Origin of the sequence: Pantoea sp. EKM21T (assembly GCF_011800405.1) — a bacterium.
In the GTDB taxonomy this organism is placed as follows: domain Bacteria; phylum Pseudomonadota; class Gammaproteobacteria; order Enterobacterales; family Enterobacteriaceae; genus Pantoea; species Pantoea agglomerans.
Map to the genome: position 1 here is coordinate 19,600 of NZ_JAALFV010000007.1, position 18,404 is coordinate 38,003.

Here is an 18,404-nt window from a genome sequence, read left to right on the forward strand (position 1 = left end):
ATAATTGATTAAAAAGGACCAAAACTGGCGAAAATGATAGAACCATTGCCTGCGAACGCATCAGCCAGGCGATATACCGGTTACCGGGCTGGCCGGGTTAACCGCATCATTCCGCACTAATGAGGCTGGCCGGTGCGGCAATGGACTGGCGAATCATCAGACGGGCATCAAAGCGCGGCATCGGTCCGACGGCTTCGCCGCGTATCTCCGCGATCAGGCGTCGTGCCGCTTCACGGCCCATCTCATACACCGGTTGCGCTACCACCGTCAGCGGTGGCGTGACAATCTCACTCCACGGAAAATTGTCATACATCACGAATGAGAGATCAGCAGGGATTCGCAGTCCGCGCTGCGTCACTTCGCGCAGCAGCCACATCGCCACCACGCTGTCAGAAGCCACCAGCGCAGTGGGCGGCTGCGGACGCTGCCACAGCTCGGCCACGATACGGGCAATCTCCGCTTCGTCCAGCGCATTCACTTTCACCATCGTCGGATCAAATTCCACGCCCGCGGCAGAAAATGCCTGCATCATGCCGCCCACGCGCTGGGCGACCGGCGTCAGGCCAAAATCCCCTGGCGTGCTGTAGTCGGTTGCCAGTGCCATGCTGGTGATATAGGCGATGTGGCGATGGCCCGCTTCCAGTAACTGCGAGGTTGCTTCTGCAGCCACTTCGGTAAATTCGCAACAGATCGCCTCCACATCAAGGTCAGTTACTGCGCGATCAAATAATTTCAGCGCTCTGCCCTCTTCCAGTACTTGAGTCAGGTGACTGTTGTGACGGTGTTCTGAACAGCAGGGCGCAACGATGATGCCGTCGACCCGCTTTTCCAGCATCACCCGCACCGCATCCTGCTCAGCCTGCAACTTCTCATCGCTGTTACTGAGCAGCAGATGGTAACCGGCAGTGCGCGCCACATCCGCCATGCCGCGCAGCGCAAGACCAAAATGGGGATTCTCAATGTCGCCGACAATCACACCGATGGTATTAGAACGACCGGTGTTCATACTGCGGGCCAGGGCATTCAGACGATAGCCCAGCGCGGAGGCCGCGCTGTTGACCCGCTCCTGCACCTCATCACTGACCGCCCCATAGCCACCCAGCGCACGCGCCGCCTGGGCTTTGGATACTTTTGCTGCGCGCGCCACATCCGCTACGGTGGGCGCTTTAGATTGTCGTTTCTGGCTGGTCATAATTATTTTGAATCACAGGTTGATGACAGGAATATTGACGCCGAAAAAAGGCTGTGCTTAAACTCATTGTAACCCCTTGAGACCGGTCTCACAACATCAGTGTCTTAAGGTGCCACCTGTGTTGAGACCGGTCTCAATTATAACCGCTGGCTCAACAGTCTCTGATGTTTAAACCTGCAAAAACGGATGAGCTATGAAATCGCAAACCACCCTGGGCAAACTGCTCGGCACCACGCTCGCACTCTGTTCACTGTCGTTCTGTACGCTGGCTGCCAGCGATAACAATCCCTATGGGCTGATCGAACCGGGTCAGCTACGCATCGCCAGCGTCGGCGACTCAAAACCTTACACCTTCACGGATGCCAGCGGTCAGTTCACCGGCTTTGACGTCGAATTCTTCAAAGATGTCGCCCATCGTATCGGGATCGATAAGGTCGATTTTATTGGACAGGACTTCTCGGCCATCATGCCGGCGGTGGCCAACGGTCAGTATGACGCGGCGGTAGCGGCTATCGGCATCACCCCTGCGCGTGAAAAGACGGTGGATTTTTCAACCGGCTATCTGGCGGGATTTCTCACCGTGCTGACCCGCCACGACAGCGGCGTGAAGAATGTCGCCAGCCTGGCAAAACACCGGCTCGGGGTGGTTCAGGGTACGCTGCAGGAGAGCTATGCCGTCGAACACTTCACCCAGACCGATCTCGTACGCTTCCCGGACAACAACAGCGCAGTCTCTGCGCTCAACAACGGTACGCTCGACGCGATCTTCCTCGACTACGAGGCGGCAAAAAGCTACGCCGACCGCTTTAAGCTGGTCTCTGCCGCCGACATCCCCTCGTTTGATGCACCGGCCGGCATTGCCATTGCCAAAGGCAAACCCGCCTTCAAGGCCGCGCTGGACCGCGCCATTAAAGCAGCCATGCAGGATGGCACCTGGCAACGGCTCTATCAGAAGTGGTTCCCCGGATCGCCGATGCCAAAACAGTATCTGCCTGGCGGGCAGTAAAGATGCGGACGTTCGCGTCCTGAGTTAACCGGGGGATCCCCCACCCTGCATGGAGACGGCGATGGACTTGCTCACGATTCTTTCCCGCACCTTCTTTGATTTTCCATCAATGATGGAAGTACTGCCGCAGATGCTGACCACCGGGCTGGTCAACACGGTGATTATCTCGCTGGCGGCAACGCTGCTCGGCACGCTATTCGGCCTTCTGCTGGCGCTGATGGGCATCTCGCCCTCACGCTGGCTGCGTCTGCCTGCCCGGCTCTATACCGATCTGTTCCGCGGTCTGCCATCGATTCTGACCATTCTGCTGATTGGTCAGGGCCTGGCGCGCTTCAGCTATCAGCTGTTCGGTCCTACGCCCTATCCGCTGGGGATCTTCGCCCTCAGCCTGATCGCCAGCGCCTACATGGGCGAGATTTTCCGCGCCGGTATTCAGAGTGTTGAACGCGGCCAGATGGAAGCCTGCCGTGCGCTGGGGATGAGTTATGGCCGGGCAATGCGACTGGTGGTGATCCCGCAGGGGATCCGCCGCGTACTGCCCGCCATCGTTAACCAGTTCATCGCCATCATTAAAGATTCCTCGCTGGTTTACCTGCTGGGCCTCATGACCCAACAACGGGAACTGTTTCGCGTGGGCCAGGACGCGGCGGTGCTCACCGGCAACCTCTCGCCCCTGATGCTGGCAGGGCTGTTCTATCTGATTATCACTGTGCCGCTGACGCACATGGTCAACTATGTCGATGTGCGTTATCGCACCGGCCGACGTCGCCTGACTGCCCCGCAAAGTGGCTTAAAAGAGGTGGAGGAAGTCAGAGCGCCCGGCGGCGCACTGGTCACTCATCCCCGGATCGGAGGCAACCATGAATAACCTGAACAGCACCACTGCCGCGAGCTGGCACGGTGCCAGCCTGGAGCTGCGCGATCTGACTCTGGCTTATGGCCCGATTGAGGTGTTGCGTAACGTCTCGCTGCGGGTCGCGCCCGGCAGCACCACCTGCATTATCGGGCCATCCGGTTCGGGTAAGTCGACGCTGCTGCGCGGCATCAACCGGCTGCATGAACCGCAATCGGGAGATGTACTTCTGGCTGATCGGTCAGTGTTGCGCGACAAGCCAGATGCGCTGCGGTTACGGATCGGCATGGTGTTTCAGCATTTCAATCTCTTCCCCGATCACAGCGCGCTGGAGAACGTGGCGCTGGCACCGTGGCGGGTTAAGGGCCTGCCCAAAGCGCAGGCGATGGCGATTGCGCGTCAGCGGCTGGAAGAAGTGGGTCTGGGTCAGCGCGCCGATCACCGGCCACGCGATCTCTCCGGCGGCCAGCAGCAGCGTGTCGCGATTGCCCGCGCGCTGGCGATGGATCCCGAGGTCATGCTGTTTGATGAGGCGACCTCCGCGCTCGATCCCGAACTGGTGAAGGGTGTCCTGACGCTGATGGCGGATCTCTGTCGTCGCGGCATGACGATGGTTGTGGTGACACATGAAATGGGCTTTGCGCGCAAAGTGGCGGATCAGGTGGTGTTTATGGACGAAGGCGAGATTGTTGAAGCCGGGCCGCCGGGCGCCATTTTTGATACGCCACAGTCGCCGCGACTGCAACGTTTTCTCTCTGAAGTGCTGTAACTGAGCAAGGAACCTGATAATGGCGGTAAAAACTGAAATGAAAGTGGTTGTTCTGGGCGGTGGCGTAATAGGTGTCTCGACGGCGCTGGAGCTGACAAAACGGGGAGCGGCGGTAACGCTGGTGACCGAAGCCGCGCTCTGTTCTGGCGCATCGGGACGTTCTCTCTCCTGGCTCAACTCGGCGGGCGAACGCTCCCGCCCCTATCACGCGCTGCGCATGGCGGGCATTGATCGCTATCGCACCCTGTTTGCTCAACAACCTACCCTCGACTGGCTGCGTTTTGATGGCGGGGTCTGCTGGTTCAGCAATGATGCAGCAGGAACGCAGGCGCGGCACGCCTATGAGAAAGCACACGGCTACGACTCACAACTCATGACACCTGATAACGTGGCGCAGGCGGATGCGACGATCGATCCTGACGCGCTGCCGTCGCAGGCGATATTTAACCCCGGTGAAGGCTGGGTCAGCCTGCCGCACCTGTCAGAGTATCTGGTGAATCAGTTCCGGGCGCGGGGTGGTGAAGTGATTGAACACGCCGGTAAAGCCAGTGTGATCACCGATCAGGGCCGGGCCTGCGGCATTCGCAGTGAGCTGGGCGAACTGCGGGCAGATGCGGTGGTGGTCGCCTGCGGGCCCTGGACACCGGATGTGATTGCGCCACTGGGCGTGACGATTCCCAACGGATCGCCCGTCTCCATGCTGGTGATCACTGAGCCGGGCAAACATGAACTCAAGGCGGTGCTGAACACGCCTCGCGCCGCCATCCGGCCAAACCCCGGCAACCGTTACGCCCTGGATCATGACTGGTACGAGGCTGATATCCAGAAGCTGGCCGGAGGCGATTACCATATTGATAAGCAGGTTGTAGCAAAGCTGGCCGAGGAAGCGAGTCAGCTGTTACGGGGTGACGAGCCGCTCAGCGTCCAGAGCTGGAAAATTGGCCTGAAGCCGATTCCGGGCGATGGCGATCCGGTGCTGGGGCAACTGCAGAAGGTGCCGGGCTGTTATGTGGCGTTCACGCATTCGGGCGCAACCCTGGCGCTGATTGTCGGTGAATTACTGGCGGAGGAGATTGTAAGCGGTGAAAAGCATCCGATGCTGGCAAGCTTTGGTGCTGAGCGTTTCAGCTAAAAAAAGCCGGTCATCACGACCGGCTGATTTTTTTACCGCTTATTTTAACCGCGCTTATTTTAACCGCGGAAGAAGATATCGCCAGATTTACCCATGACGATTTTGCCGGTGTCATTAGTAATAAGAATGTAATTGGCGTTGATATAGGCCCAGTGGGTGTTTTCCTGCGGAGCAGGCAGATTACGCTTTTGCCACTCATTGATGGTGTACGTTTTATCGGTGTACTTCTCTGGCACTGTGTCACCGATTTGGTACTGTTTGTAGTCGATGATGATGGTGCTGAGGTCGTAATTAGGGTGCGCGCCGTTGGAAGGTGCCGGCGTGGTCGGCGTAATACCATCATTAGATTGTGAGCTGGTCGGCGCCTGGCTTTGCGCGGCACCGGCATCCGGCTGAACGCTGCCCGTATCAGGCGTAGCGGGCTGCGCATCCGGATTAGCAGGCTGAATCTGCGGCGGTGGCGGAACGGTATCCGTTGCTTCGCCAGCGGCTTGTACAGCGGGGATCAGGCTCAGCGAGCCAACCAGTAATCCCATTGATAAAAGTACACGTTGAGTCCTGCGCATAATGATTTCCACGTTGAATTTTGACAGTCAGGCTAAAGACAATGTTTATCGCACTTCAGTTCCGGCGCACTGACGCTATGTGTAAGGAAAAACAGCGCTATTCACTTTACTGCACACAGGCCAGGTAGCGGATCACTGTCCGACCACTTTATCCTGAGTTGCCAGATCGACCAACAACGCAATGCCTAAATAGTTACTCCAGTTAAAGCCGTTCTGCAGCACCACAATCGCATTGCCGTTACGTTTATCGTAGCCGATAAAACTGGCATAGCCGCCGATATAGCCCACCTGATAGGTGATCTGCTGCTCTTCGAAAGTGTCGGTCACCCAGGCGATATTCTGCGCCTGCGCGCCCTGCTGATACCACGCCTGATCTACCGCCGCGAAAGCCCGGTCCCGCGCAGCATCACCGGTAGCGCTGAGATGTGCGCGCAAATAAGCACTCAGATCGCGCGCGTTACTGTAGAGACTGGCCGCGGCCACCATGTTGCCGTGAAAATGCCAGTCAGGCGTCAGCGTGCCGCGGCGAATAAATTTCGGCTGATCGCCTGCATGGCCCAGCGCACGCAGCGGATAGCCCGCCAGCGTTTCCGGTACAAAACTGCTTTGGTTCATCTTTAACGGTGTGAAGATAAGCTGTGATGCCAGCGTCTGAATATCCTGATGACAACGCGTGCGCAGGATATAACCGAGCAGCGCATAGCCGAGGTTAGAGTAGTGTGGCATGCGTACCGCAGGTGCAGAGAAGTCCGCCAGATAACTCAGCAGCTTGTCGCTATCAAGATTGCCATAGAAGTTCTCGCCGGTGTCCAGATAACGAACGAACTGCTGCAGCATCGTCAGATCCATATCCTGTCGCGGCAGACCCGAGGTGTGCGTCACCAGCTGCAGCAGCGTGATGCGCCGCGCGTCAGCGCTGAGGCGAACGCCTTCCGGCAGAAGATCCGCCAGTGTATCGCTCCAGCGCAGCTTACCCTGATCAACCAGCTGGATAATCACTTCTGCCGTCACGCCTTTACTCAGCGATCCCAGCGCAAACAGGGTATCGGGCGTGATCGGATAGCGATGCACACGATCGGTGACGCCAAAAGCGTAATAGCGGGTCGGCCCACCGCGATGAATGACCGCAATGCTGATGCCGGGAACCTGCTTCTGTTGCATGTAATGCTGCACGATGTCGTCGACATTTTCATGAAAGGTGGCGTGTGTCAGAAAAACGCGGTCGCCCACCGGGGCGGAGGTTTGCGACAGGGTTCCACATCCCGCCAGCAGGAAGATAAAGGCTGGCATGAATCGCGTCATTAATCTGCTGATCCACTGGCCGCCAGGGGTCAGCCGTGCAAGGGAGACTGCAACAGCCGGCCTGCCAGTAAATCCATTTTTCATATATTAATCATTAACTTATTATTATTTAACACGCAACTGTCTGGCTGGATCGCAAAAATGTACCATAAAGTGCTGTGGGCTATCGCCTGCACAACGGGGTGAAAGTGGTGCTAAACGCGGATTAATCACCGCAGCTCGCCCGAACAGGGTTAGCTGTGTTGCAGCCCACAAGGGTGTACACTGCTGCGGTTTTAAGGCTCAACGCCGCTGAAATTTTTGAAATGCCCGGGAGGCAACCGCATGAAAGAAGGCCCACTGTCCGAAAAAGAGCTGCAATGGCTGGAAGATATGCTGGAAAAATATGGCAGCGAAGCATCGATTATTGATGTCTCCGAGCTCGACGGCCTGCTGACTGCCGTTCTCTCCGGTCCCGTCACCGTCGAGCCAAGCCAGTGGCTGGTGGCACTGTGGGGTGGCGAGAAGCAGATCCCAAAATGGAGCAACGAGCGTGAAATGACGCGCTTTATGTCGCTTTGCTTCCAGCATATGAATGATGTGGCTGACCGCTTATCTGAATTCCCTGAGCAGTTCGAACCGCTGTTTGGCATCCGCGAAATGGAAGGTCTGGAATTTACCGTGGTGGAAGAGTGGTGCTTCGGCTACATGCGCGGTGTCGCGCTGACCGACTGGACTGCCCTGCCGCAGGACCTGCAACCCGCGCTGGACGCCATCGCTCTGCACGGCGTGGAAGAGAATCTTGAAAAGATCGATGCCATGACGCCGGACGAGATGGAAGCCAGCATTGAAGCTATTCGTCCTGCTGCGCTGGCGCTGCACGATCACTGGATCTCCCAGCCAGAAGCGATTCCCGTTCCCCAGAAGCCTGTCGCGGCAGAGAAGCTGCCCGGCCGCAACGATCCCTGCCCGTGCGGCAGCGGCAAAAAATATAAGCAGTGCTGTCTGCACTAATCGACTGCGTAGCCTCACGATCTGCCGGGCGGCAATTCAGCCCGGCATGCTTTTCTCACGATCCACGACGGTTTGACCTGCATCACTCTGTCCACTCCCTTACCTGAATAGACTGCTCACGACTTGAACAGCTTCGTGCTTATCGCTAAGGTAAGCGCGATTTTACCCGCCAGGAATAAACATGATCACCATCGCGCTTATTGACGATCACCTTATCGTCCGCTCCGGCTTTGCCCAGTTGCTGGGCCTGGAATCGGATTTCCAGGTCGTAGCGGAATTTGGTTCTGGCCGTGAGGCGCTGGCAGGTTTACCGGGCCGGGGCGTTCAGGTCTGTATCTGCGATATTTCGATGCCGGATCTCTCCGGGCTGGAGCTGCTGAGCAAGCTGCCGACGGGCCTGGCCACCATCATGCTGTCAGTCCATGACAGTCCGGCCCTGGTGGAGCAGGCGCTTAATGCCGGTGCGCGCGGATTCCTCTCTAAACGCTGTCGTCCCGATGAACTGATCGCGGCGGTGCGCACGGTCTCCACAGGCGGCTGTTATCTGACGCCAGAGATTGCGATCAAGCTGGCCGCTGGTCGGCAGGACCCGCTGACCCGACGCGAACGTCAGGTGGCGGAAAAACTGTCACAGGGCATGGCGGTAAAGGAAATTGCCGTTGAGCTGGCGCTGTCACCGAAAACCGTACATGTCCATCGCGCGAATCTGATGGAGAAGCTCGGCGTCAGCAATGATGTGGAGCTGGCGCGCCGCATGTTTGATGGCTGGCAATGAGCCCCTGTGTTTCGCGGCTGATCTCCATTGTCGCCAGCTTTTTCATCTTCTCGGCGGCCTGGTTCTGCCTGTGGAGTATCAGCCTGCACCTGGTGGAACGCCCGGAGCTGGCGGTGCTGCTATTCCCGTTTGGCCTGCGTCTGGGGCTGATGCTGCAATGTCCACGCGCTTACTGGCCGGTGTTGCTGGCAGCTGAGTGGATCATGCTGATCTGGCTGGCGAAGGTGGTCGCGCTGGCGCATCTGCCGCTGTTAATGGCAGGCAGTGTACTGACGCTGCTGCCGGTGGCGCTGATCTCCCATTACCGCCATCAGCGTGACTGGCGCACGCTGCTGAGCCAGGGCGCGGCTCTGATCGCCGCAGCGCTGCTGCAATCCCTGGCGTGGGCGGGACAGCAGGAGATGCTGAACGCCCTGCTGCTGACGCTCACCGGTGGTCTGACGCTGGCCCCGACCTGCCTGGTCATCTGGCACTACCTCACCAGCACCCGCTGGCAGCCGCTGGGGCCGGCGCTGGTCTCGCACCCGGTCAACTGGCGCGCCCGGCATCTTATCTGGTATCTGCTGCTGTTTGTCATCAGTCTCTGGTTGCAGCTTGGCCTGCCCGCTGAACTGTCACGCTTTACGCCATTCTGTCTGGCGCTGCCGATTATTGCGCTGGCCTGGCACTACGGCTGGCAGGGTGCACTGATCGCGACGCTGATGAACGCTATCGCGCTGATCGCCAGCCAGACCTGGCACGATCATCCGGTCGATCTTCTGCTCTCGCTGCTGGCGCAAAGCCTGACCGGACTGCTGCTGGGTGCCGGTATCCAGCGGCTGCGCGAGCTGAATCAGTCGCTGCAGAGTGAGCTGGCGCGCAACCGGCGCCTGGCGGAGCGGCTGGTCGAGACAGAAGAGAATGTGCGCCAGGAGGTGGCGCGCGAGCTGCACGATGATATCGGTCAGACGATTACGGCAATCCGCACCCAGGCGGGCATTGTGCAGCGCCTTGCGCCGGAAAATGGCCGGGTGATCCAGAGCGGCGTCCATATTGAGCAGCTCTCACTGGGCGTCTACGATTCAGTGCGGCGACTGCTGGGACGTCTGCGACCCCGCCAGCTAGATGACCTGTCACTTGAACAGGCAGTTCGCTCCCTGATGCGTGAGATGGAGCTGGAGGATTGCGGCATCGTCAGTCACCTTGAGTGGCGTATTGATGAGACGCTGCTGAGCGAAGCGCAGCGCGTCACACTGTTTCGCGTCTGTCAGGAGGGGCTGAACAACATTGTGAAACACGCCAGCGCCAGCGCCGTGACGCTCAAAGGCTGGCAACAGAATGGTCGCGTTTTGCTGGTGATTGAAGATGATGGCTGCGGTCTGCCGCCAGGTTCCGGTCAGCAGAGCTTTGGTCTGGTCGGGATGCGCGAACGCGTGAGTGCGCTGGGTGGATCGCTGACTATCTCCTGCACCCATGGAACCCGCGTCAGCGTGCATCTGCCGCTGCGTACGGCCTGAGGAACCACCGTGTTTAACTTTCTGAAAACGCCCGCTAACGCCGCTCCGCTGCAGGACAAAAGTGAGATTGACAGCCGCTATCGCTACTGGCGACGGCACATCATGTCGACCATCTGGATCGGCTATGCCCTGTTCTACTTTACCCGCAAAAGCTTCAATGCGGCAGCGCCGGAAGTGATCGCCAGCGGCGTGATGATGCGCACCGATATTGGCCTGCTGGCGACGCTATTTTACATCACCTACGGCCTGTCGAAGTTCTTCTCCGGCATTGTCAGTGACCGCTCCAACGCCCGTTACTTTATGGGGCTGGGGCTGATCGCCACTGGCGTGGTCAATATCCTGTTTGGCTTCTCCACCTCACTGTGGGCCTTTGCGCTGCTGTGGACCATCAACGCCTTTTTCCAGGGCTGGGGCGCGCCGGTCTGCGCGCGCCTGCTGACCAGCTGGTATTCACGTAACGAGCGCGGCGGCTGGTGGGCATTATGGAACACCGCGCACAACGTTGGCGGTGCGGTTATCCCGATCGTTATCGGCGCAGTGGCGCTGCACTATGGCTGGCGAATCGGAATGATGATTGCGGGCGGTTTAGCGATTCTCGCCGGACTGTTTCTCTGCTGGCGTCTGCGCGACCGGCCTCAGACTGTCGGCCTGCCCGCGGTAGGCGACTGGCGACAGGATGAGATGGAGATGGCGCAGCAGCAGGAAGGCGCAGGTCTGAGTCGCAAAGCGATCCTGACCCGCTACGTGCTATTCAACCCCTACATCTGGCTGCTGTCGTTGTGTTACGTGCTGGTCTATGTGGTTCGCGCGGCGCTTAATGACTGGGGAAATCTCTACATCTCCGACACGCTGGGGGTAGATCTGGTCACGGCCAACTCGGTAGTCACCCTGTTTGAGCTGGGCGGTGTGATAGGCGCACTGGTCGCGGGCTGGGGCTCGGACAAGCTGTTTAACGGCAACCGTGGGCCGATGAACCTGATTTTTGCAGCCGGGATTTTGCTTTCCGTCGGCTCACTGTGGCTGATGCCCTTTACCAGTTATGTGATGCAGGCAGCCTGCTTTTTTACTACCGGTTTCTTTGTCTTCGGCCCGCAGATGCTGATTGGTATGGCGGCAGCCGAATGTTCCCATAAAGATGCGGCGGGCGCGGCAACCGGCTTCGTCGGTCTTTTCGCCTATCTGGGTGCGTCACTCTCCGGCTGGCCGCTGGCGTGGGTTATCGACGTCTGGCACTGGAGCGGCTTCTTTGCGGTGATTGCCACGGCGGCGGGGATCTCCGCGTTGCTGCTGCTGCCGTTTTTAAATGCTCAGGCGCCGCGTCCCCTGCCTGAAGCGTGATACGCCTCTCCTTTTTGCCCCGAGTGAGGCAAAACTAAGAAATTTTCCTGGTTTCGCCTGGATGCTGTCTCAGGCCAGTCTGGCGGCAGGTTTTTACAATGCCAGCCATTCGCTGCCCATTGCAGCTATTCCAACCAGGAGAATCCCCTTCCATGCTGGCATTCCTCAAACAGGTGCGCAGACCGACGCTGGATCTGCCCATCGAACTGCGGCGCAAGATGTGGTTCAAGCCGTTTATGCAGTCCTATCTGGTGGTCTTTATCGGCTACCTGACCATGTATCTGATCCGCAAAAACTTCAATATCGCGCAGAACGATATGATCACCACCTACGGACTGAGCATGACGCAGCTGGGGATGATCGGTCTGGGCTTCTCCATCACCTATGGCGTCGGGAAAACCCTGGTCTCCTATTATGCTGATGGCAAAAACACCAAGCAGTTCCTGCCGTTTATGCTGATCCTCTCGGCCATCTGTATGCTGGGTTTCAGCGCCAGCATGGGCACCGGCTCCGTCAGCCTGTTCCTGATGATCGCCTTTTATGCCTTAAGCGGATTCTTCCAGAGTACCGGCGGCTCCTGTAGCTACTCCACCATCACCAAATGGACGCCGCGCCGCAAACGAGGTACTTATCTTGGCATGTGGAATATCTCGCATAACCTCGGCGGTGCCGGTGCGGCAGGCGTTGCGCTGTTTGGCGCCAATGTGCTGTTCAACGGCCACGTGATTGGGATGTTTATCTTCCCGTCGATTATCGCGCTGATTGTTGGTTTTATCGGCCTGCGCTACGGCAGCGACTCCCCGGAATCTTATGGCCTGGGCAAGGCCGAAGAGCTGTTTGACGAAGAGCTGAGCGATGAGGACAAAGAAGCTGAAGATGAGTCGATGACCAAATGGCAGATCTTTGTTGAGTACGTACTGAAGAACAAGGTGATCTGGCTGCTCTGCTTCGCCAACATCTTCCTCTATGTGGTGCGCATCGGGATCGATCAGTGGTCAACGGTTTACGCCTTCCAGGAGCTGAAACTCTCTAAAGAGGTGGCGATTCAGGGCTTTACCCTGTTTGAAGTGGGCGCACTGGTGGGCACGCTGATGTGGGGCTGGTTATCCGATCTGGCCAATGGCCGCCGTGCGCTGGTGGCCTGCGTCGCGTTAGCGCTGATTATTGCCACGCTCGGGATCTATCAGCATGCCAGCAACCAGTATGTCTATCTGGCGTCGCTGTTCGCACTGGGCTTCCTGGTGTTTGGCCCGCAACTGTTAATCGGCGTCGCCGCGGTCGGCTTTGTACCGAAAAAGGCAATCGGCGCAGCGGATGGCATCAAAGGCACTTTCGCCTATCTGATTGGTGACAGCTTCGCCAAACTGGGCCTGGGCATGATTGCCGACGGCACGCCGATATTTGGCCTGACCGGCTGGGCGGGCACCTTTGCCGCACTGGATGCCGCTGCTATCGCCTGTATCTGCCTGATGGCGCTGGTTGCGGTGATGGAAGAGCGTAAGATTCGCCGCGAGAAACGATTGCAGCGTTTAAAGATGGCGTAAAGATAGAATCAGGCCCGGCGTAAGCCGGGCTTTCCCGCCAGGTTCCGCCCTCAGCCATTGATGTAGCCCCACCAATCGGATCACTGCCAGTCAGCCCGCCAAACCCTCCCATCCCCTTTCACTTATTCTTTCATCTCGTCCCCGATTATTTAAGAAATTCACTGTCAGGTGGTCAGCCTGACCACCAGGTTGTGGCCATGTTTTAATATTTACATGGCATAGTGCCTTTGTTTAGATGATAACTGACAAGGCGAATAACGGATTAAGCGGAACCTGATGATGATGAAGGCGCTGACTGAACGGCAACTGACGATTATGCGACAGCTTATTTCTCATAACAGTTATGTGAGCCTGCACGCTATTTCAGAAAAAACGTCTATTACACCCAGAACTCTACGCCGCGATATTGCAGACATTAACGAAAAACTTTCTGGCCAGGGAATCAATCTCAGCGGAAAAAGTGGGAGAGGGATCACAATTAAATTCGCTGATGCGCAGTCGGAAATAGCCGCGCGCCGGATTTTCTCAACCGAAGTGGATGATTTCAGCAGCAACTTCAGGATGCTGAAAATAGCGTCGGATTTATTAATGCTGTCACCAAAAAGTTCATCCATCAGCGAACTGGCGGATAAATATTTTATCAGTCGCGCCTCGATAGTGAATGATTTAAAAACATTAGAAGCATGGTTACATCAGTTTGATTTAACCTTGTTAAAAAGTCGGGTCGGGACCAGCATAAAAGGCAGCGACCATAATATTCGCATGGCGATGAAAGCGCTGGTGTTAAAATCGATTTATAACCGTCAGGACATGATGGAAAGCCGTCTGGATGAAAGCACGCTGCAGGAGCTTTCAGAGAAGTTTGGTCAGCAGGCTGTCCATTTTACCCTGCAATTAATTAATTTTATTGAACAGCAACTGCAATATACGATAAGCGATCCTTACTACATCAATTTATTTACGCATATTCTGGTACTGATCCACCGCAGTCACTCGCCGATGCACAGGACCGACGCCCGCGCGGTGTCGATGAACCGGGTGAGCGACCATCACGCCTGGCAGGTTTCACTGGCGGTGATAGAACGCATTGAGACAGCTTACAACACGGTACTGGTGGCCGAGGAGTCTCACTCCATCTATCAGTATCTGGTCTCTTCCGGTAAGGCGGGCGGTGAGTCACCACAGCACGATGACTCCCTGATTTCAGAGCGTGAAACCCGCTTTGCTGAGGCGCTGATCGCCCGGGTGGCGCAGCGCATCAACATTGAAATCACCACCGACCAGAACCTGCAGGCGTCATTGTCCTCGCATATCAAGCCGATGCTGAACCGCCTCAGATATCACATCCGGATTAAAAATCCGCTGCTGCATGATATTCAGACCGAACTGGGCACGGTGTTTGCCGCCGTTAAAGCGGTGATCAGCCAGCTGACGCAGGAGTACAGCCTGGATGAGATCAGTGATGACGAAGTGGCTTATCTGACGGTGCACATTCAGGCAGCCATCGAAAACAGCATCAAGGTAAAACGGGTCTTGCTGGTCTGCTCCAGCGGTCTGGGTACCTCGCAGCTGCTTTACGGACGGATTATCCGTGCCTTTCCCGACTGGAAGATTATCGACATCGTGCCAGGGAAAAATATTGCTGACTCCCTGAAACGACATGAGTGTGACGTGGTGATTTCCACCATCCGGCTGGAACCGCTGGAAAAACCGGTGGTGTATGTCTCGGCCCTGTTCTCGGCGAAAGATATCGCACGGGTAACAGAATGTCTGGTATCGAATTCGATTAATTAATGATAATGGAGAAGCAAAATGACGACAGCCGTGGCTATTAACGAAGTATTAAAAGAAGAGTGCATTATTCTCGATGTCGATTGCCAGACCAAAGAGCAGATTATTTCACAACTGACCGATCTGCTCTGCCAGACCGGGGCCGTCACTGATAAAGCCGCTTTCCTGAAAGATGTTTATCTGCGTGAGGAATTAGGCTCCACCGGATTTGAAAACCATATTGCTATTCCGCACGGTAAATCTGCTGCCGTCGCCAAAACCCGCATTGCCGTGGGTCGTTTACGCAAGGATATTCCGTGGGAGACCATCGACGGCACTAAAGTCCGGCTGGTGATTCTGTTCGCGGTAAAAGAGTCCGATAAAGATGTGGGCCATATCAAAATGCTCGCCAAAATATCCATTGCGTTAGGCGATGAGGATGTTGTCGAGCAATTACTTAATGTCCCGCATCGCGAAGAGATGTTTCATTTACTGTTATCCCGTTCGGGAGCCTGAATAAACCGGAGAGCAGCATGAATTAAAAAATAAAGGAGGTATTCCAGGTTGTAGCCATCCCTTCAGACCGAAAAACATAAATATAAAATTTTCACTGGAGAACATTTATGAACATTATTGCCATTACCGCCTGTCCTACAGGTGTCGCCCACACCTACCTTGCCGAAAGTAATTTAAAAAAAGCGGCTAAAAAACTGGGCCTGAATGTATTAGTTGAAACCCAGGGCGCGATTGAAAGCGAATATATTTTCAGCGACGACGATATTCATCAAGCCGACATAGTGTTAATCGCCGCAGATAAAAAAGTTGAGATGGCGCGCTTCCAGCATAAAAACGTGATTGAAGTGCCCGTTACCCGTGCCGCGAAGGACGCTGAAGGCCTGTTAAACGCCATTGTTAACGGCGAACTGGCTCCGAGACTTGCCGACTCCGCCCCGCAGGCCAGTGCATCGGAACCGGCTAACAGTGCCCGTGAGACATCGGGTTCCCGTTCCTGGATTTCAGAGATTTATGTGCACCTGATCACCGGCGTGAACCTGATGATCCCCTTTGTGGTGGCGGGCGGCATTCTGATCGCGCTGAGTTTTTCATTCGGGATTACGGCGGCCACACCAGGGGACGCGAACTTCAGCCCGATAGCGAAGATGCTCTCTGACATCGGTGGCGGTTCCGCTTTTGCCCTGATGCTGCCGATTCTGGCGCTGGGCATCAGCCAGTCTGTCAGCGGCAAAGCGGGCATCGTGGCGGGCGCCGTGGGCGGGATGATGGCGATCCACACCGGCTCCGGCTTTCTCGGCGCGCTGATTGCCGGCTTCCTGGCCGGATACATCACGCTGCTGATCAATAACCATATCCATCTGCCCAAAGCGGTCGCCGGGCTGAAACCTATTTTAATCGTGCCTCTGCTGAGCGTGCTGCTGACCGGCGCACTGATGGCGCTGCTGATTGGTGAGCCGATAAAAATGCTGCTCGGCTGGCTGACCGACTTCCTCAGTTCGCTGGGTAACACCAATGCGGCCATTCTCGGCCTGCTGTTCGGCATGATGGTGGCCTTTGATATGGGTGGCCCGCTGAATAAGACCGTCTGTATGTTTGCGATTGGCCTGATGTCGAGCGGGGTTTACGGACCGATTGCCGCCTGTATGGCGGCAGGCATGGTGCCACCACTGGGCATCGCGCTGGCAACCACCCTCTTCCGCCGCAAGTTTACCGAGCAGGAGCGGGAAACCGGCAAGGTCACCTACATTCTCGGTCTGTCATTCATTACCGAAGGCGCCATCCCTTACGCGGTCGCCGATCCACTGCGTGTCATCCCGGCCATCGTGGCGGGCTCCGGGTTAGCGGGCGCCCTCTCAATGATGCTGGGATGTGCTTCCCGCGCTCCTCACGGCGGCATTTTCGTCATCTTCATTCCTAACGTGATCAGCAATGTCATGGGTTATCTGTTTGCGATTGCCGCAGGTAGTTTGCTGACAGCGCTGATCCTGCTGTTCCTGAAAAAAGATATCTCCGTTCCTGCAAAACAAGGATAAAACCTATGCTTTACAACATGAAAGATCTGCTCAGCGTTGCCCGACAGCATCAGTTTGGCGTTGGTGCGTTTAACATCGCCAGCGCGGAGTTTGGACGTGTGGCGGTTGAGACTGCCGAGAGACTGGATTCACCGCTGATTCTGGAGATCCATCCTGAAGAGATGGCGTTTACAGGCCCGGAATTTATCGGCTATCTGCGGACGCTGGCGATTCAGGCGCGCGTGCCGGTGGTGATCCATCTGGACCATGGCCGCTCGCTGGAAGAGGTGATGAAAGCGATCTACGCCGGTTTTACCTCGGTGATGATTGACGCCTCGTCTCAACCTTTTGAGCAGAATATTGCGCTGACGAAGAAGATTGTCGAGATAGCGCACACGATTAATGTCTCTGTGGAAGCGGAGCTGGGCACCATCGGCGTGGCAGAAGGCAGCGGCGAAGGCGGCAGTAACGAGATTCTCTATACCGATCCGCAGCAGGCCGAGACCTTTGTGCGCGAGACCGGCACCGACACGCTGGCGGTCGCCATCGGCACCTCGCATGGCCTTTACCCCAAAGGGAAGCAGCCGAAGCTGGATATCGAGCGCCTGCAGCAGATCCGTAAGGTGGTTGATATTCCGCTGGTGCTGCATGGTGGTTCGGGCAACAAAGACAGCGAGGTCGCGGAATCGATCCGTTATGGCGTCGGTAAAATCAATATCTCCAGTGATATGAAGAAGGCGTTCTTCGTGGCGCTGGAGCAGGAACTGAAGCTTGGGAGTCACGAGCCTAATTCCCTCTTTGTTAAACCGATGCAGGCGGCGAGTGAAGTGGTCGCGGCGAAGATGGCGCTGTTTAGTTCGGTGGGGAAAGCGGCGTTGTATCGGTAAGGGGTTGGTGGGGGGATTGGTTGCGAGTTGAGTATGGGAAAGGCACTGATGGATCGGTGTCTTTTTTGGGTTTTGAGAAGTGAGCTTTAAATAAGTATCAGGTCAGTAAGCAACAGCCATCAATGAAAAGAGATCTGCTCATCGCTCTTCTTTTGTATGCCAGAGATCCACGATGTAGATGGCATTATCACGAAGTTCGTAGTGAATCTCGTAGTCATCCAGTATCACCTTTCGAACTTCCCGAGGTTCATATCGAACCTGCTGTATGCCGATTGCTGGGTGTGCCTTGAGGCCAGCACTGCCGGTTATCAGGCGGTCTAAGACATCATCAGCATGCTGGCGGCTGTACTGAAGAGCAAAACGGTAGATGCGTTCCAGGTCATCCTGAGCTTTAAGCCGTCCAGTAAATTTCCATTTATCAGCTTTTCTTTAAACGATTACCAAATTCAACAAGGTCAGAGTGACTTACTACACGCCCGGCATCTACATCGGCAAGACCAGCCTGAATGCTCTGATGACGCCGTTCCCTTTCAGCCAGCATGGTGGTCAACGCTTCCTTGATGATCCAGCTTTTAGAACGATCCAGCTCCACAGCCAGATTTTCTACAGCATTAGCCAAATCGGTGGGTATTTGTGCGCTAATGGTCTGTTTTGTAAGAGAACCCATAGTGATCACCTCTTTTAATAACAGTTAATAACTTTTATTAAGTCTAACTTGGGTTTGTCTATAAAAACATCAGAGCTTATTTTGCGG

Annotated in this window: 17 protein-coding genes and 2 pseudogenes; 14 read left to right on the forward strand and 5 right to left on the reverse strand. The window is 56.2% G+C overall.

Annotation, left to right across the window (positions count from 1 at the left end):
- Positions 1-106: 106 nt before the first annotated feature.
- Positions 107-1,192 carry a LacI family DNA-binding transcriptional regulator gene (locus HFD87_RS15085; protein ID WP_033787430.1) on the reverse strand — a complete coding sequence of 362 codons (1,086 nt, stop codon included), beginning with the start codon at positions 1,190-1,192 and terminating at the stop codon, positions 107-109.
- Positions 1,193-1,385: 193 nt separating this feature from the next.
- Here HFD87_RS15085 and HFD87_RS15090 point away from each other — a divergent pair, with 193 nt between their 5' ends.
- The 4 genes from HFD87_RS15090 to HFD87_RS15105 all read left to right on the forward strand — a co-directional run bounded on the left by HFD87_RS15090 (position 1,386) and on the right by HFD87_RS15105 (position 4,952).
- On the forward strand, positions 1,386-2,198 hold the full coding sequence (locus tag HFD87_RS15090; protein WP_022625355.1) for an ABC transporter substrate-binding protein: 813 nt from the start codon (positions 1,386-1,388) through the stop codon (positions 2,196-2,198).
- A gap of 61 nt (positions 2,199-2,259) precedes the next feature.
- Entirely contained in the window at positions 2,260-3,066 is an 807-nt protein-coding gene (locus tag HFD87_RS15095) for an amino acid ABC transporter permease (RefSeq protein ID WP_010671730.1), read from the forward strand.
- Positions 3,059-3,820: an amino acid ABC transporter ATP-binding protein gene (locus tag HFD87_RS15100; protein WP_010671731.1), complete on the forward strand. Its 762-nt coding sequence runs from the start codon at positions 3,059-3,061 to the stop codon at positions 3,818-3,820. Before HFD87_RS15095 ends, HFD87_RS15100 begins: the two co-directional genes overlap by 8 nt.
- A gap of 19 nt (positions 3,821-3,839) precedes the next feature.
- Entirely contained in the window at positions 3,840-4,952 is a 1,113-nt protein-coding gene (locus HFD87_RS15105; RefSeq protein WP_022625354.1) for an FAD-binding oxidoreductase, read from the forward strand.
- A gap of 59 nt (positions 4,953-5,011) precedes the next feature.
- Here HFD87_RS15105 and HFD87_RS15110 read toward each other — a convergent pair whose 3' ends face one another.
- Positions 5,012-5,518, reverse strand: coding sequence for an RcnB family protein (locus HFD87_RS15110; RefSeq protein WP_022625353.1), 507 nt, complete (start codon positions 5,516-5,518; stop codon positions 5,012-5,014).
- 132 nt (positions 5,519-5,650) lie between these two features.
- Positions 5,651-6,904 carry a serine hydrolase gene (locus HFD87_RS15115; protein WP_167423607.1) on the reverse strand — a complete coding sequence of 418 codons (1,254 nt, stop codon included), beginning with the start codon at positions 6,902-6,904 and terminating at the stop codon, positions 5,651-5,653.
- Between the two features lie 240 nt (positions 6,905-7,144).
- Here HFD87_RS15115 and HFD87_RS15120 point away from each other — a divergent pair, with 240 nt between their 5' ends.
- The 10 genes and pseudogenes from HFD87_RS15120 to HFD87_RS15160 all read left to right on the forward strand — a co-directional run bounded on the left by HFD87_RS15120 (position 7,145) and on the right by HFD87_RS15160 (position 17,650).
- Complete coding sequence (locus tag HFD87_RS15120; protein ID WP_010671734.1) at positions 7,145-7,813, forward strand: YecA family protein; 669 nt, start codon at positions 7,145-7,147, stop codon at positions 7,811-7,813.
- 181 nt (positions 7,814-7,994) lie between these two features.
- A complete protein-coding gene (gene uhpA, locus HFD87_RS15125) occupies positions 7,995-8,588 on the forward strand; it encodes a transcriptional regulator UhpA (RefSeq protein ID WP_010251517.1) in 594 nt (197 codons plus the stop codon).
- A complete protein-coding gene (uhpB, locus tag HFD87_RS15130) occupies positions 8,585-10,084 on the forward strand; it encodes a signal transduction histidine-protein kinase/phosphatase UhpB (RefSeq protein WP_010251520.1) in 1,500 nt (499 codons plus the stop codon). The genes uhpA and uhpB overlap by 4 nt, the downstream gene beginning before the upstream one ends.
- A gap of 9 nt (positions 10,085-10,093) precedes the next feature.
- A complete protein-coding gene (locus HFD87_RS15135; RefSeq protein ID WP_045140806.1) occupies positions 10,094-11,422 on the forward strand; it encodes an MFS transporter in 1,329 nt (442 codons plus the stop codon).
- 152 nt (positions 11,423-11,574) lie between these two features.
- A complete protein-coding gene (gene uhpT / locus HFD87_RS15140) occupies positions 11,575-12,966 on the forward strand; it encodes a hexose-6-phosphate:phosphate antiporter (protein ID WP_010251526.1) in 1,392 nt (463 codons plus the stop codon).
- Positions 12,967-13,248: 282 nt separating this feature from the next.
- A pseudogene (locus HFD87_RS23080) lies at positions 13,249-13,428 on the forward strand (HTH domain-containing protein); the annotation flags it as partial.
- Between the two features lie 126 nt (positions 13,429-13,554).
- Positions 13,555-14,760 carry a PRD domain-containing protein gene (locus HFD87_RS15145; protein WP_229518688.1) on the forward strand — a complete coding sequence of 402 codons (1,206 nt, stop codon included), beginning with the start codon at positions 13,555-13,557 and terminating at the stop codon, positions 14,758-14,760.
- Positions 14,761-14,778: 18 nt separating this feature from the next.
- Positions 14,779-15,252: a PTS sugar transporter subunit IIA gene (locus tag HFD87_RS15150; RefSeq protein ID WP_050498581.1), complete on the forward strand. Its 474-nt coding sequence runs from the start codon at positions 14,779-14,781 to the stop codon at positions 15,250-15,252.
- Between the two features lie 107 nt (positions 15,253-15,359).
- On the forward strand, positions 15,360-16,784 hold the full coding sequence (locus tag HFD87_RS15155; protein WP_132499306.1) for a PTS fructose transporter subunit IIC: 1,425 nt from the start codon (positions 15,360-15,362) through the stop codon (positions 16,782-16,784).
- A gap of 5 nt (positions 16,785-16,789) precedes the next feature.
- The gene (locus HFD87_RS15160; protein WP_167423608.1) at positions 16,790-17,650 is read left to right on the forward strand and encodes a ketose-bisphosphate aldolase; all 861 of its coding nucleotides are present in this window, start codon (positions 16,790-16,792) and stop codon (positions 17,648-17,650) included.
- A 138-nt stretch (positions 17,651-17,788) separates the two neighbouring features.
- Here the strand turns inward: HFD87_RS15160 and HFD87_RS15165 are convergent.
- Both HFD87_RS15165 and HFD87_RS15170 read right to left on the reverse strand, forming a co-directional pair.
- A pseudogene (locus HFD87_RS15165) lies at positions 17,789-18,065 on the reverse strand (type II toxin-antitoxin system RelE/ParE family toxin).
- Between the two features lie 3 nt (positions 18,066-18,068).
- Positions 18,069-18,317 carry a CopG family ribbon-helix-helix protein gene (locus HFD87_RS15170; protein WP_022625341.1) on the reverse strand — a complete coding sequence of 83 codons (249 nt, stop codon included), beginning with the start codon at positions 18,315-18,317 and terminating at the stop codon, positions 18,069-18,071.
- Between the last annotated feature and the right edge of the window lie 87 nt (positions 18,318-18,404).